Origin of the sequence: Rathayibacter sp. AY1C1 (genome assembly GCF_002932105.1) — a bacterium.
Lineage (GTDB): Bacteria > Actinomycetota > Actinomycetes > Actinomycetales > Microbacteriaceae > Rathayibacter.
Map to the genome: position 1 here is coordinate 1 of NZ_PSWH01000018.1, position 12459 is coordinate 12459.

Consider the following 12459-nt stretch of genomic DNA (forward strand, 5'->3'; position numbering starts at 1 on the left):
GCCCTCCCGCCCGCCGCCCTCTGAGGAGACCGCCATGACCACCCCGCCCGGTGCGCAGAGCGCCGCACTCTCCGACCTCTCGCTCGGCCGCTTCGGCTACTCCCGGGTGGCCCTCGTCCTGACCGGCTCCGCCATGACCCAGGTCATGCCCTACTGGATCCAGTGGGCGCGCGCCGCCGCTCCGGCGACCGAGTTCCGCGTGCTCGTCCGCGACTCGGCCTACCGCTTCACCACCCGGCACAACCTGGAGTCGCGACTGCGCGGCCGGATCCAGGACGACCGCTGGGACGACGAGATCGTCGTCGCCCACGTCGACCTCGCCGAGTGGGCCGACCTCATCCTGATCTACCCGGCCACCCTCGACTACGCCTCGCGCCTCGCGCACGGCATCACCGACTCCCCGTCGCTGCTCGCGGCCCTCACGACGGAGGCGCCGGTGTGCATCGCTCCGTCGCTGCCGCCGCGGGCGCTCGGCAACCCGGTCGTCGAGTCCACCCTCGCGCTGCTGCGCGAGCCGGCCAACTTCACCGTCATCGACCCCGTGCCCGGGCCGAGCGAGTCCAGCGACACGGCGCTCGCCTGGGTGCCGCCCGCGTTCCCCGCGGTGCTGCGCCACCTGGAGTCGCTGCGCACGGCACCGGCGGCCGCGGAGGAGGCGAGGTCGGCGTGAGCACCACCGCCCCTCCGCGGGCCCTCGTCACCGGGCTGCTCGTCACCGAGCTCTCGGAAGGACCCGACGGGACCACCGTCTGGACCCGCCGCCTCGGAGAGCAGGCGCCGCTGCCGTTCTCGCCGGTGCCCGTCCGCCTCGCAGCGCCCGATCCCCGGATCGTGCCGGGAGGCGCCGACCCGTCGATCCGCCGCTACCGCACCACCGCCCGCGCCCTGCTGCCCGCGCTCCTCCACGAGCTGTCGGAGGAGGCGCTCGTCTCCGTCGGCCGCGAGTGGAAGGGCGCGCTGGACGCGCTCCACGGCGCCCGGCCCGCCGGGGAGCCGCTCCCTCCGCGTCCGCTGCAGCGCGCCCTCGGCTGGCTCGCCGGTGGCTGGGCGCCCGCCGCCGAGGAGCTCGGCGCCGGCGGTCTCCTCGAGCTCGCCGACTGGGCGGAGGCGGTCGTCGCCTCGCCGGCCGCGGTCGTGGTCCACGGCCACCCCGGCCTCGCCCACCTCGTCGTCGGCGGGACCCGCGTCGCTCTGCTCACGGGCGAGGACGTCGGGCTCGCCGACCCGGTCTGGGACGCCGCCTGGGTGCTCGGGGAGCTCGCAGAGCTGCACGCCTTCCACCCCGCGCTCCGCCCGGCCCTCGACGCGCTCCGCCGCGGACTCTCGCTCGAGGAGGACCACGACGCAGAGCTGCTGCGCGTCGGCACCGCGTTCCGGCTGGCCCAGCACGCCGTCGACTGGCACCGCTCCGGGGGCGCCAGCAGCGATCAGGCGCGGCTGCTGCTGCGCCTGTCCGCCGCACAGCTGGGGGAGCGGGCGGAATGAGCGCCCGCGACGTCCCGACCCTGTCCGCCGCCCTGCCCTCCGGCGCCCGCGCGCTCGTCGTGCACCGGCCGGAGGTCCGCAACGACTCGGTCGCCCTCGCCGTGCCCGCCGGTATGCGCCACGAGCGCGACGGCGAGGAGGGGATGCTGCACCTGATCGAGCACCTCGTCTACCAGGACAGCGAGGGGGTCGCCGGTCTCGTCCGGCAGACCCGCGTCGCCGAGAGCGGCGGCGTCCTCGGCGGTCACACCCACCTCGACTACTCCGAGTTCTTCGAGACGGGCTCTCCCGGGTCGGCCGCCGTGATCGCGGAGCGGCTCGTCGAGCAGGTCTTCCGCCCCGCCTTCCTGCCGGAGCAGATCGCGGAGCAGATCCGCGCGGTCGCCTCTGAGCGGGCCGCGCGCCTCGCCCCCGCTCCGGGCGGCGTGCTGCCGTGGCCGCACCTGACCGCCCGCTACTGGGCCGACGCCCCCAACGCGCACGACGGCAGCGGCGACCTCGACCTCGAGGGCCGCGCGACCGAGCCCGTCCTGCGCGCGCTGCACCGGCGCCACTACAGCCCGGCCGGCTCCGTGCTGGTCGGCGTCACGGCCGACGACCCCGCCCGGCTCCTGGACCGCCTGGTCGCGGCCCTCGCGGAGGCGCCCGATCGCGCGGCAGGACCGGTCGCCGTCCCACCTGGGACGGCCCGCCCCGAGTACCGCGCCGAGCCCGCCGCCCGCCGGCTCGCCGCGACCGCCGCCGCGCCGTCGACCCGCGTCTCCGACGAGCTGCTCGGCGACCTGATCGCCGCCGAGGCGCTCGCTGCGCAGGCCGGACTCGACGCGAGCGCCGGACTCTTCGGCCCGGGCGACACCGTCGCCGACGACCTCTTCGTGCTGGTCGACGACACCGCCGTGCCCGTCGATCCGTGGCACCGCCTCCGCGCCCTCGCGGTGAGCGACGACTCCGCCCTCGAGCACGCCCGGCATCGCGCGGTGCTGCGTGCGGAGCGGCTGGTGCACGACGACGAGCGTCTGGCCCGCACCGTCGCCCGGGATGCCCTGCTGCGCGGTGCGCCCGGCTTCGCGGGCGAGCTCGTCGACTCCCTCGCCGCGCGGCCGCCGCGCCCGCTGCTCGCGGACGCCGCGGCCCGCCTGGCCGAGCAGCCCTTCGCCGCACTGGGCGTTCCCGCCGCCTCCACCCCTCCAGGAAGGAGGAGCCCATGACCGCCGCACCCCCGCTCGCCGTCGTCGACGAGCGCTCCCGCTTCGCCGTCGTCGCCCTCGGCTGGCGCGACCCGGCCGGAGACGACGGGCCCGACCGCGCTGCCCGCCTCCGCTCGGCCGTTCCCCCCGGAGCGGTCTCGCTCGCGTGGACGGCGACGGCCGGGGCGCAGAGCCTCACCGCGGTGCTCCCTCCGGAGGGCGCCGCGGCCTGGACCGCCCTGACGCTCGAGCGCGCCCAGGGAGCCGGGGATCCGGTGCTCGCCGTGGTCGGGCCCGAACGCGCCGTCTGCGAGACGTCCCGGCCCGTCTCCGTGCCCGCCGCGGCTCCGCTGCCGAGCGCTCTGCACCAGTCCCGCGAGCAGGGCTACGAGAGCACGATCGTCACCGGCGCGGACCCGTCCGGCGAGGTCGGCCACGCCGCGACATTCCTGGCGCTGTGCCGCCTCACCGCGGGGGCCGAACCGCTCGTCCCCGCCGCACTGCGCTCCGCCGGCGGCGATGCGGTCGCCCAGGTCGCGCGGGGCCTGCGCTCGAGCCGCCCCTCCCTCACCTGGCAGGTCGTCTCCCCGGCCGGCCAGGGCATCCCGACCCTCGAGACCGTGCTGCGCACCGTCCTCGACGGCCGCGCCGCGCACGGGGAGGGAGCACGCGCCGCGCACGCGTTCGCGCGGGCGAACCTCCTCCGCGCCTGGCGGTCGCCCGAGACGCTCGCGCGCACCCTGGTGGAGTACGAGGTGATGGGCTGGGGCGGCGCCCTGGTGCTCGATCCGGAGCCGGCGCTCGCCGCGGTCGACGAGAGTGCGCTCGAGCGGGCGGTCGCGGGGCTCGTGCGGCCCGTCGCCGACGTGGTCGGCTGGGGCTGAATCCGGCGGGCTCGATCAGCTCCGGCCGGGACGCGTCCCCAGGTCGACGAGCCCGTGCTCGATCGCCGAGACCAGGATCTGCACCCGGTCGCGCACGCCCAGCTTCTCCATCACCTTCACGAACCGCGCCTTCACGGTCGACTCGGTGACGAACAGCTCCTGCGCCATCTCGCGGTTGCTCATCCCGCGGGCGAGCAGGCGGATCACCTCGAGCTCCTTCTCGGTGAGCGCCTCGAGCAGATCGGGGTCCGGCACCGTCTCCGCCGGCACCGACTCCTCGAGCCCCTTCACCACGTGGCGCGTGACCTCGGCGGAGAGCACGGACTCGCCCGCGAGCACCGCGTGCACCGCCGCGATGATCTCCCGCGGCTTCGTGTCCTTGACCAGGTAGCCGGAGGCGCCCGCGCGGAGCAGGTCGACGACGTAGCGGTCCGTGGTGAACGTGCTGAGCCCGAGGATCGCGATGCCCGGGTGCTCGGCGTGGATCCGCTCGGTCGCAGCGACGCCGTTCATGACCGGCATCTGCATGTCCATCAGGATCAGGTCGGGCTGGAGCGTCGCCGCCTGCTGCACCGCGATCCTCCCGTCGGAGGCCTCGCCCACCACCTCGATCGCCGGGTCCTGCGAGAGGTAGTCGCGGAGGATCTCGCGGGTCATCGATTCGTCGTCCACCAGCAGCACGCGGGTCATCGCTCTCGTCCTTCGTCGGTCGCCCCCGCGACGAGCGCACCGGACGCCCGGCCCTCGAGGGGGATGGTCATGGTCGTGGTCCAGCGGCCGCCGCGGGCTCCCGCGTCCAGCCGCCCGCCGAAGACGGCGCAGCGGGCCGACATCGCCTCGATCCCGAGGTGCGAGGAGACGATCGGAGCCGCGGAGGCGATCGCGTTGGAGGAGCTCAGCTGCACCTCGCCCCCCGACACCTCGAGCCGGAGCTGCACCTCACCGGCGGTGTCGCCGTGCTTGAGCACGTTCGTGCCCAGCTCCCGGACCGTGCGCCGCAGCACCTGGCGGAGGCTCGCGGGCACCTGCGCCACGGAGCCCGCCACGTCGAGGCGGACCCGGAAGCCCGCGCGCTCGATCGCGTCGGCGACGTTCCGCACGTCGTGGACGAAGCCGACAGCGGTGGTCGTGGCGCCCGAGACCTCCGGGGTCCCGAGCAGGTCGGAGTCGCCGCGGGCGGGAGCGCCTGCCTCGTCCTCGTCCTGGAGGAGCGTCACGAGGCTCCGCAGATCCTGCAGCGCCTGCTGCGCCGCGTCGCCGATGCTCTCGAGGATGCGCTCGGTCTTGGCCGGGTCCTCGACCGAGGTCGCGCGGCGGGCCTGCATGGCGATGATGGTGACCTCGTGCGCGACGATGTCGTGCAGCTCGTGCGCGAGCCGGGTCCGCTCCTCGTTGCGGATCCGCGCCTGCTCCTCCTGGATGCGGTCGGCCCGGCGCTCGCTCCGCTCGCTGCGGCCCCGGAAGGCGTTCAGGCCCAGCCCGGCGGTGCCGCCGAAGAGGACGAACGCGCCCAGGACGTAGACGGCCGTGCCCATGGCGCGGTCGACGAGCAGCACCGCGGGCAGGAGGACGAGGGTGCCGAGCACGAAGACGAGCCCCGCGCGCCAGGGGAGGAGGAAGGTGACGAAGCCGACCACCACGATGGTCGGGAAGATCAGCGCCGCGAGCAGCAGCGGCGGGGCGCCGAGCATCAGGACGACGGCGTAGACGAGGTAGAGCGAGACCGCCGCGGGGATCGCGCCGGCGAGCAGCGCCAGGAGCGGCAGGTAGGGGAGCGCCAGCTCGATCCAGCCGCGGACCGACGTGAGGTCGACGCTGCCGCCCATCAGGTCGATGACGACGAGGAGCGTGAAGGAGCCGAGGAGGAGGGACCGGGTGATCCAGCCGCCGGGCAGCGTCCGCACGTCGTTCGTCCACCGCGTCGTCCCCACCACGGGACCAGGGTACCGAAGCCTTCTCCGAGCCCCGTCGGCCTTCCGTACAAGGGCGGACTGGTCTTTCGTACAGGAGCGGTGCGACGGGGCGTCGCCATGCTGGTGGAGCGGTCGAGCCGATCGCACCCCTCGATCACAGGAGAACGACCATGGCCCCGATCCTCGCCGCCGCCGCACTCGCCCTCGGAGCCGTCCTCGCTCCCGCCGCTGCTCCTGCCGCCGCTCCCGTGCAGGCCGCCTCGTCCGCCGGCGTGCAGACGGTCGCCGCCTCCTACGAGCTGCCGAAGGTGCAGAAGCCGGGCGGCATGGAGTCGATCCAGGACCGCGGCGCCCTCTGCAACCTCTTCGGGATGTGCTGAGCGCAGCTCTCGGACCGGGTCAGCCCTTCAGCGGGTCGTTGCCCCAGTTCATCAGGGAGTAGCGCCACTTCGTCTCGGTGACATCGCCCGAGGGACGCTGCTTCGCGTGCCGGTGCACGTAGCCGACGACCTTCGTCATGTGGGCGTAGTCGTCGTCGCTCAGGTCGGCCTGCTTCGTGCCGAGCAGCTCGACGATGCGGCGCCCGCTCTCGTGGCCGACGGACTCGCCGCCGCCCTCCGGCTTCTGGCCGACCGCCTTCGACTCGTCGGTGCCGAGCCACTCCTCGAGCTCCTTCGCGGTCATGTTCACGGCGTCGTGGAACTCGTCGCGGGTCGTCCGCTTCTCGTCGTCGGTGGGCATCGCGGGGCTCCTCGGGTCGGTCGGTGACCTCCAGCGGAGCGTGTCGGAGGGGGAGAGGTCAAGCCCCGTGCGCGGTTCCAGGGCGCGCGTAGCGTCGGAGGAGTCCGCACCAGCCGACCACCGCCGGCGTCCGCCGCCGGCAGAGAAGAGGCCCACATGCCCTCCCGCAACACCCTCGTCCGCAGTCTCCACGACCTCGGAGCCGCCGCCTGGTTTGGCGGCTCGCTCATGGGCGCCGTCGGCCTGAACGGCGCCGCGTCCACCTCGTCCGACCCGGCGGAGCGCCTCCGCCTCTCCTCGAACGGCTGGGCCCGCTGGACCCCCGTGCAGCTCGCCGCGATCGCCGCCCACGGCGTCGGCGGCATCGGTCTCGTCCTCGCCAACAAGACCCGCCTGGCCAACCAGCAGGAGAGCCGCACGAACACCGTCGTCAAGACCGTCGTGACCGGGCTCGCCGGCGCCGCCTCGGTGATCGCCGCGGTCGCCGGAGCGACGCAGGCCAAGCACGCCGACGAGGGCGCCCCCGGCGTGACCGAGGCGTCGGAGCAGAACTCGCAGGAGCTGACCACGGCCCTCCGCGTGCAGAAGGTCACCCAGTGGGCCATCCCCGTGCTGACCGCCGTCATCATCGTCCTCGGCGCCCAGCAGGGCGAGCAGCAGCGCCCCGTGAAGGGCCTCTTCGAGACCACGGCGCGGATGTTCCGCAAGTAGTCCCCGCGCTCGCGCGCAGACCGTCGGCTGAGAGTGCCCGCCGTCCCCCGAGGGTGGAGGGCGGCTGCTCTCGGCCGACGTTCTGCGCGCTGGGTCCGGCTAGCGGCAGTGTCCGCGGCTGCTGCGGGGTCGCCGTGGGGATCGCCGAGGCGGACGCGCCTGTGCTGATCTGCTCGGCGACCACCCCGCCGTGAAGGGTGATGCGGCAGCTGATCCCGCCCTGGTCATCGGAGTTTCAAGGCGCCGATCCCGCCGATCAGGGAAGCGGGGCCGGAACCGACTCCGGTCCTCCTCGGACGGGGGCGGCGAAGTCGTCGCACGACTGAGGGCCCGACCGCGGCCGGGGAGTGGAGTGGTATCGCCCGTACGCACGGAGGCGATCCGATTGACCCCGCTATCTCTACATAGGTAGCGTCATCCGTGTGCAGCCACTCCCTCGCCTCACGCCCGCCACCGCGGACGTCCTCCGGACCCTCCTCGATGCCGACGGCCCGACCTGGGGCATGGTCGTGATCAAGGCCACCGGGCGACCGGCGGGCAGCGTCTACCCGATCCTGGAGCGGCTCGAGGGAGCGGGCTGGGTGGTCTCGGAGTGGGAGGCCGCGAGCGAGCGGAGCGGCCCGCGTCGCCGGCTCTACGAGCTGACCACGGAGGGCGCCCCGGCAGCCCGGGCCGCCGTCGAGCGGATGAGGTCGACCGCGCGGACGGCGCCGCGAGCGGCGGAGGCGACCGCGTGAGCGCGCTCCTGCGGCTCCTGTCGCTGCTGCTGCCCCCGCTCGCCCGCGAGCGCTACCTCGAGGAGTGGCGGGCCGACCTGGCCGGGGCCGCCGAGCTGGGACTGCCCCGGCGCGGCGTCGTCCTCGGAGCGCTCGCCCTGCTGGTGAGCGTCGACCGCGACCTGCCCGCGCACACCGGAGAAGCGCGGGGCACGCTCCCGCGCCGCCTCGCCCGCCGCGGACTCGCGCTCTTCGCCGCGGCCGCGCTGATGCTCAGCGGCATCGCGCTGACCGGCGGCGGGATCGTCCCCGAGCCGGGTGCCGCCTCCGACACCGCCCTTGCGGCCGTCGGCGCCGTGCAGACCGCGGTGCTCGTCGCCGCCGTCGCGGTCGCGGTCCTCGGCGCGGTCCACCTCCTCGGCGCCGCGGCGTCGGCCCGCACGGTGCTCGCGCGGATCTCCCTGGTCGCCGCCGTCGTCGGCCCGGTGCTCACCGCGGCCGGCCTCCTCCTCCCCGGACCCCTCGCCCTCGTCGGCCTGCCCGTCTCCCTCGCCGGACTCGTCTGCGGGGCGATCGTCCTCGGCGGCTCGCGGACCATCGCCCTCGCACCGCGGACGGCGACCCGCGCTCAGCGCCTCCCCGTCGCCCTCGCGGGCCTCGCGCTCGTGGCGGGCGTCACGGTGGTGGGCGCCGTCGACCTGCTGGTCTGGAATCCGCAGGCGAAGGTCCCCGGCGTGGCCCTGGCGGAGATCTACGCGACCATGTCCGAGCGCGACGGCTTCGAGTTCGGCTCCCACGCGATCTGGGTCACCGGGTGGGCCGCCTTCTGGACGGCCGCCGCGATCGTCGTGACGGCCGGCGCCCTCGTCGGCCGGAGGTCGCCGCTCACTCCGCGGCGGATCGCTGTGCTCATGCTCGCCCTGGTCGCCGGCGCCGTCGTCTTCCGCTTCTTCGCAGGGTTCGGCTTCGGGATGTCGGTCGCCGACACCTTCGTCACCTCCGGCGGCGACGGCTCCCTGGTCTCGGCGATCCTGCCGCCGCTCGGACAGCTCGCGCTCGCCGGCGCCGCGATCGCGGTGGGCTGGGCGCCCCGGGTCGCCCGGCCGGCGGCGGCCTCCGCGGCCTGACAGTGCTCGTGCCGGCGGAGTCTTTCGCCCTGGCGGCTCGGGATCCGCGAGAACGGGACTGCCTGCCGACGTACTTCCCTTCGTGGTGAACACGAACGGCCCGTTCCGGCGCGGCCGAGCGCCCTCCGACCTACTCCAACCGGCGCAGGAAGCGGGCCGGCTGGTCGAGGAAGCCGCGCCAGGTCCGCACCAGGTCGAGGTCGTCGTAGCGGCAGGGGCGCAGGCCCGTCTCGTCGAGCTCGTAGAGGTCGGCTCCGGGGAGGGCCGCGAGGATCGGCGAGTGCGTGGACAGGACGACCTGCGAGCCGCCGGCGACCAGATCGCGCAGCTGCCCGATCAGGGCGAGGCAGCCCGACACCGAGAGGGCCGACTCCGGCTCGTCGAGGAGCCACAGCCCGCTGATCCGGAAGCGGTTCGCCACGATGTCGAGGAACGACTCTCCGTGGCTCCGCTCGTGGTACCCGCCGTCGATCCCCACCTCCTCCAGGTAGCTGAAGAAGCCGTGCATCGTCTCGGCGCGGAGGAAGAAGCCGCGCTTGGACGCCCCGGCCCCGCGGACCAGCTGGAGGTGCTCGGCCAGGTCCGACTCCGAGGCGCGGGAGGAGTGCATCGCACCCGTGGATCCGCCCTCCGCGTTCAGCCCGTAGGCGAGGGCGACCGCCTCGAGCAGCGTCGACTTGCCCGAGCCGTTCTCGCCGGTGATCACCGTCACCTGGCCGAGATCCCAGCCCTCGGCCAGCACCTGCCGCACGGGCGCGAGCGTCGCGGGCCAGCGCGAGAGGTCGGCGGGGTGCTCGGGTCGGGCCTGCACGCGGCGCACCGGGAGGGTCGAGAACACCCGGTCAGTCAAGCAGGTCGACGCTCCAGCCGGCCTCGGCCAGCGCGCGGGCCGTGTCGGCGCGGGGCGAGTAGGGGAGGTCGTCGGCGCCGACCACGCGGTAGTCGGTGTCGCCGGGGCCGACCCAGAGGACGGAGTCGGACGGGCCGGCCCGGTGCAGCGCGGCGCGGACGGCGTCGGCCGGCTCCGCTATCTCGAGCACCTCGCAGCGCTCGACGCGGCGGGCGCCGTCGACCAGGGCGCGACGGATCCGCGCGGGGTCCTCGAAGCGCGGGTGGTGGTCGGTGACGATCACCAGGTCGGCGCGCTCGGCGGCGGCCCGGCCCATCGGCGCGCGCTTGCTCGGGTCGCGGTCGCCGTCGGCGCCGAGGAGGACGAGCACGCGGCCGGGCGTCACCTCGCGGAGGGCGTCGACGGTGCGCGCGACCGAGTCGGGGGTGTGCGAGAAGTCGAGGAAGACCCGCGGCCCGTCGGCGCCGGACACGAGCAGCGTCCGCCCGGGCACGGTGACGTCGATCCCGGAGCCGACCGCCGCGGCCACCCGGTCGCGCGCGTGGCCCGCCTCGATCAGCATCACCAGCGCGAGGGCCGCGTTCGAGGCCATGTGGCGGCCGAGGAGCGGGACGGAGGTGGTCGTCGACCAGCCGTCGCGGGCGGTGAGCCGGAAGCGGGTGCGGTCGACCGCGGTCTCGAGCACGTCGATCCGCCAGTCGGCTCCGTCCCCGGCCGAGAGCGTGACGACCGGGACCGAGGCTTCGCGGGCGACCCGGCGCCCCGCCTCGGTGTCGACGACCACGACGCCGCGGCGGCTCCGCTCGGGCGTGAACAGGCGCTGCTTGGCGCGGAGGTACTCGTCCAGGTCGCCGAAGTCGTCGAGGTGGTCGTGGCTGAGGTTGGTGAACCCGGCGACGTCGAGCACGATCCCCTCCATCCGGGAGCGCACGAGCGCCTGGGCGCTGACCTCGATCGCCGCCGCCTCGACGCCGTCCTCCGCCATCCGGGCGAGGAGCGCGTGCAGCTCGGAGGCCTCGGGCGTGGTGAGGCGGCTGGCGACGACGTGGTCGGCGCTGCGGCGCTCGGCGGTGGAGCTCAGCCCCGAGACGACGCCCAGCTGCCGGAGCACCGCGTCGAGGAGGTGCACGGTGCTGGTCTTGCCGTTGGTGCCGGTCACGCCGAGGAGCACCGGTCCGCTCCTCGTGCCGTACACCTGCGCGGCGACCGGGCCAAGCGCGGTGCGGGGGTCGTCGCTGAGGAGGACGGGCAGTCCGGAGGCGCGCGCCTCGTCGAGCCCGCCCGCGTCGGTGAGCACGGCGACCGCTCCTGCCGCCGCCGCGTCGGCCGCGAACCGGGCGCCGTGGCTCCTCCTCCCGGGGAGCGCGGCGAAGAGGGCGCCGGGGCCCGCCTCGGTGTGCGCGACGGTCACCGCGGTGATGAGGACGTCGGAGCCGTCGCCGTGGAGGCGGAGCCGATCGCTCGCGAGGTCGGCGAGCGCGACGCCGGCGGCGTGGAGCGGTTCGAGGAGCCGGAACACCGGCATGCGGGCCTCCTGCGGGGCGGGCGGGGCGGTATCGCCGAGGGCCCGCGGGCGCCGCCGGGCGACCGGAGGGGGAGGGCCGGGAGGCCCATGCCTCAGCCTGCGCGCCGCTCCCCCCATCGGGGAGGCCCTTGCCACCGCCCGGCCGGGCCGCTACCCGCCTCCGCCTACTGCCGCGAGAACGCCTCCTGGTACAGCGCCGCGAGCTCGGGGGAGCTCTCACCGCTGAGGCCGCAGGTCAGGATCGTGTCGCCGTCGGCCGCGACCAGGTAGTCGACCCCGGTCTCGAACACGATCGGGGCCCCGTCCACCGCCGTCTCCCTGCCCTGGGTGACCGTGACGCCGTCGCCGACCTCGCCCGCGTAGCGCTCGAGCACGTGCAGGGTGACGGTGCTCCCGTCGATCGAGCGGACCTCGGCCCGGAACGCGAGCTGAGCAGGGGCCAGCGCGGCGGCCGTCACCGGCGAGCACGCGGCCATCGGCCCGCCCGTGCTCGGCAGGATCAGCGTCGAGGTGCTGCCCCCGCCCACGCCGAGCGCGAAGGGCAGCAGGAGGGAGGCGGCGGCCCCGGCGCTCAGCGCGCCGACTCCCACGATCAGCCAGGGGGAGCGGCGGCGGGAGTGCACCGTCCGCGTGCCCTCGCCCGTCGCGGCGGCGATCTGCTCGGCGAGCTCGTCGCGGTCGAGCGCGGGGAGGCTCCGCGCGGGGTCGACCGTGCGGAGGAGGCGGCGGACGTCCTCGTCGTCGGTTCCGGTCATCGGAGTCCCCCTTCGGGCGCGTGCGGGTCGGTGGAGTCGTAGAGCTCGGCGAAGCGGCGCCGCGCGCGGTGCAGGCGGATCGAGACGGCGTTCGCCGTGACTCCGAGGACCGCGGCGATCCCGCGGACGTCGAGCTCCTCCCACGCCCAGAGGCGCAGCAGCTCGGCGTCCTGCTCGCGCATCCGGGCGAGCACGAGGCGCACGGTCTCCTCCGCGCCCGACGCCTCGCCCTCGTCGATCTGCACCTGGGGCGGATCGACGACCGCGATCCGCTGGGCGAGCATGACCTGGCGGCGCTGCATCCGCCGGGCGTTCTGCAGCTGGAGCCGGGCGACGCCGATCGCCCACGGCACCGGGTCGTCCTCGGGCACGTCGGCGCTGCGGCGCCAGAGCACCGAGAGCGTCGCGGCGAGCACGTCGTCGGCGGTGGCGGAGTCGGTGCGCCGCCAGAGGTAGCGGCGGACGGGATCGGCGACCGCGGCGGCGACCGCGGCGAACCGGTCGGGACCCGCGAGGGGAGCTGGCATGTGCCTCATGCTCCCTCCTGTCCGGGATCGGCGCACAT

Annotated in this window: 15 protein-coding genes; 8 read left to right on the top strand and 7 right to left on the bottom strand. The window is 75.3% G+C overall.

The genetic code is table 11. The features are described from left to right. The first annotated feature begins 34 nt into the window (after nt 1-34). The 4 genes from C5C71_RS10050 to C5C71_RS10065 are packed head-to-tail and all read left to right on the top strand — an operon-like array spanning nt 35 to nt 3556. Entirely contained in the window at nt 35-670 is a 636-nt protein-coding gene (locus tag C5C71_RS10050) for a flavoprotein (RefSeq protein ID WP_104225100.1), read from the top strand. Then, on the top strand, nt 667-1485 hold the full coding sequence (locus tag C5C71_RS10055; RefSeq protein ID WP_104337619.1) for a hypothetical protein: 819 nt from the start codon (nt 667-669) through the stop codon (nt 1483-1485). The genes C5C71_RS10050 and C5C71_RS10055 overlap by 4 nt, the downstream gene beginning before the upstream one ends. Beyond that, complete coding sequence (locus C5C71_RS10060) at nt 1482-2693, top strand: pitrilysin family protein (protein WP_104246981.1); 1212 nt, start codon at nt 1482-1484, stop codon at nt 2691-2693. The genes C5C71_RS10055 and C5C71_RS10060 overlap by 4 nt, the downstream gene beginning before the upstream one ends. Beyond that, a complete protein-coding gene (locus C5C71_RS10065; RefSeq protein WP_104225097.1) occupies nt 2690-3556 on the top strand; it encodes a hypothetical protein in 867 nt (288 codons plus the stop codon). The genes C5C71_RS10060 and C5C71_RS10065 overlap by 4 nt, the downstream gene beginning before the upstream one ends. Nucleotides 3557-3571: 15 nt before the next feature. Here the strand turns inward: C5C71_RS10065 and C5C71_RS10070 are convergent, their stop codons facing one another. Together C5C71_RS10070 and C5C71_RS10075 are read right to left on the bottom strand one after the other, a co-directional pair. After that, nucleotides 3572-4246, bottom strand: a complete 675-nt coding sequence (locus C5C71_RS10070; RefSeq protein ID WP_104225096.1) for a response regulator transcription factor — start codon at nt 4244-4246, stop codon at nt 3572-3574. Continuing rightward, the gene (locus tag C5C71_RS10075; RefSeq protein ID WP_258059356.1) at nt 4243-5490 is read right to left on the bottom strand and encodes a sensor histidine kinase; all 1248 of its coding nucleotides are present in this window, start codon (nt 5488-5490) and stop codon (nt 4243-4245) included. Before C5C71_RS10075 ends, C5C71_RS10070 begins: the two co-directional genes overlap by 4 nt. Before the next feature lie 149 nt (nt 5491-5639). On the opposite strand from C5C71_RS10075, the gene C5C71_RS10080 reads away from it, so the two are divergent. Next, nucleotides 5640-5849 carry a hypothetical protein gene (locus C5C71_RS10080; RefSeq protein WP_104225965.1) on the top strand — a complete coding sequence of 70 codons (210 nt, stop codon included), beginning with the start codon at nt 5640-5642 and terminating at the stop codon, nt 5847-5849. Nucleotides 5850-5868: 19 nt separating this feature from the next. Here C5C71_RS10080 and C5C71_RS10085 read toward each other — a convergent pair whose 3' ends face one another. Continuing rightward, complete coding sequence (locus tag C5C71_RS10085) at nt 5869-6210, bottom strand: DUF3140 domain-containing protein (RefSeq protein ID WP_104337620.1); 342 nt, start codon at nt 6208-6210, stop codon at nt 5869-5871. Between the two features lie 156 nt (nt 6211-6366). On the opposite strand from C5C71_RS10085, the gene C5C71_RS10090 reads away from it, so the two are divergent. From C5C71_RS10090 to C5C71_RS10100, 3 genes are all read left to right on the top strand, one after another. Beyond that, on the top strand, nt 6367-6921 hold the full coding sequence (locus tag C5C71_RS10090; RefSeq protein WP_104225093.1) for a hypothetical protein: 555 nt from the start codon (nt 6367-6369) through the stop codon (nt 6919-6921). A gap of 422 nt (nt 6922-7343) precedes the next feature. Further along, nucleotides 7344-7658 (top strand): PadR family transcriptional regulator, encoded by a 315-nt coding sequence (locus C5C71_RS10095; protein WP_104261035.1) that lies wholly within the window; start codon nt 7344-7346, stop codon nt 7656-7658. After that, nucleotides 7655-8764, top strand: a complete 1110-nt coding sequence (locus tag C5C71_RS10100) for a hypothetical protein (protein ID WP_104246985.1) — start codon at nt 7655-7657, stop codon at nt 8762-8764. The genes C5C71_RS10095 and C5C71_RS10100 overlap by 4 nt, the downstream gene beginning before the upstream one ends. Nucleotides 8765-8894: 130 nt before the next feature. Here the strand turns inward: C5C71_RS10100 and C5C71_RS10105 are convergent, their stop codons facing one another. The 4 genes from C5C71_RS10105 to C5C71_RS10120 all read right to left on the bottom strand — a co-directional run bounded on the left by C5C71_RS10105 (nt 8895) and on the right by C5C71_RS10120 (nt 12421). Next, nucleotides 8895-9602, bottom strand: coding sequence for an AAA family ATPase (locus C5C71_RS10105; RefSeq protein ID WP_258068701.1), 708 nt, complete (start codon nt 9600-9602; stop codon nt 8895-8897). 4 nt (nt 9603-9606) lie between these two features. Further along, nucleotides 9607-11139 carry a Mur ligase family protein gene (locus tag C5C71_RS10110; RefSeq protein ID WP_104337621.1) on the bottom strand — a complete coding sequence of 511 codons (1533 nt, stop codon included), beginning with the start codon at nt 11137-11139 and terminating at the stop codon, nt 9607-9609. Nucleotides 11140-11303: 164 nt separating this feature from the next. Then, nucleotides 11304-11894 (bottom strand): hypothetical protein, encoded by a 591-nt coding sequence (locus tag C5C71_RS10115; RefSeq protein ID WP_104237812.1) that lies wholly within the window; start codon nt 11892-11894, stop codon nt 11304-11306. Then, nucleotides 11891-12421 (bottom strand): RNA polymerase sigma factor, encoded by a 531-nt coding sequence (locus C5C71_RS10120; RefSeq protein ID WP_160033683.1) that lies wholly within the window; start codon nt 12419-12421, stop codon nt 11891-11893. Before C5C71_RS10120 ends, C5C71_RS10115 begins: the two co-directional genes overlap by 4 nt. Nucleotides 12422-12459 lie beyond the last annotated feature (38 nt).

Excerpts from the sequence above, each read along its gene's own strand:
- C5C71_RS10050 (WP_104225100.1), top strand. The coding sequence starts at position 35 with ATGACCACCCCGCCCGGTGCGCAGAGCGCCGCACTCTCCGACCTCTCG.
- C5C71_RS10060 (WP_104246981.1), top strand. The coding sequence starts at position 1,482 with ATGAGCGCCCGCGACGTCCCGACCCTGTCCGCCGCCCTGCCCTCCGGC.
- C5C71_RS10065 (WP_104225097.1), top strand. The coding sequence starts at position 2,690 with ATGACCGCCGCACCCCCGCTCGCCGTCGTCGACGAGCGCTCCCGCTTC.
- C5C71_RS10070 (WP_104225096.1), bottom strand. The coding sequence starts at position 4,246 with ATGACCCGCGTGCTGCTGGTGGACGACGAATCGATGACCCGCGAGATC.
- C5C71_RS10080 (WP_104225965.1), top strand. The coding sequence starts at position 5,640 with ATGGCCCCGATCCTCGCCGCCGCCGCACTCGCCCTCGGAGCCGTCCTC.
- C5C71_RS10085 (WP_104337620.1), bottom strand. The coding sequence starts at position 6,210 with ATGCCCACCGACGACGAGAAGCGGACGACCCGCGACGAGTTCCACGAC.
- C5C71_RS10090 (WP_104225093.1), top strand. The coding sequence starts at position 6,367 with ATGCCCTCCCGCAACACCCTCGTCCGCAGTCTCCACGACCTCGGAGCC.
- C5C71_RS10110 (WP_104337621.1), bottom strand. The coding sequence starts at position 11,139 with ATGCCGGTGTTCCGGCTCCTCGAACCGCTCCACGCCGCCGGCGTCGCG.
- C5C71_RS10115 (WP_104237812.1), bottom strand. The coding sequence starts at position 11,894 with ATGACCGGAACCGACGACGAGGACGTCCGCCGCCTCCTCCGCACGGTC.
- C5C71_RS10120 (WP_160033683.1), bottom strand. The coding sequence starts at position 12,421 with ATGCCAGCTCCCCTCGCGGGTCCCGACCGGTTCGCCGCGGTCGCCGCC.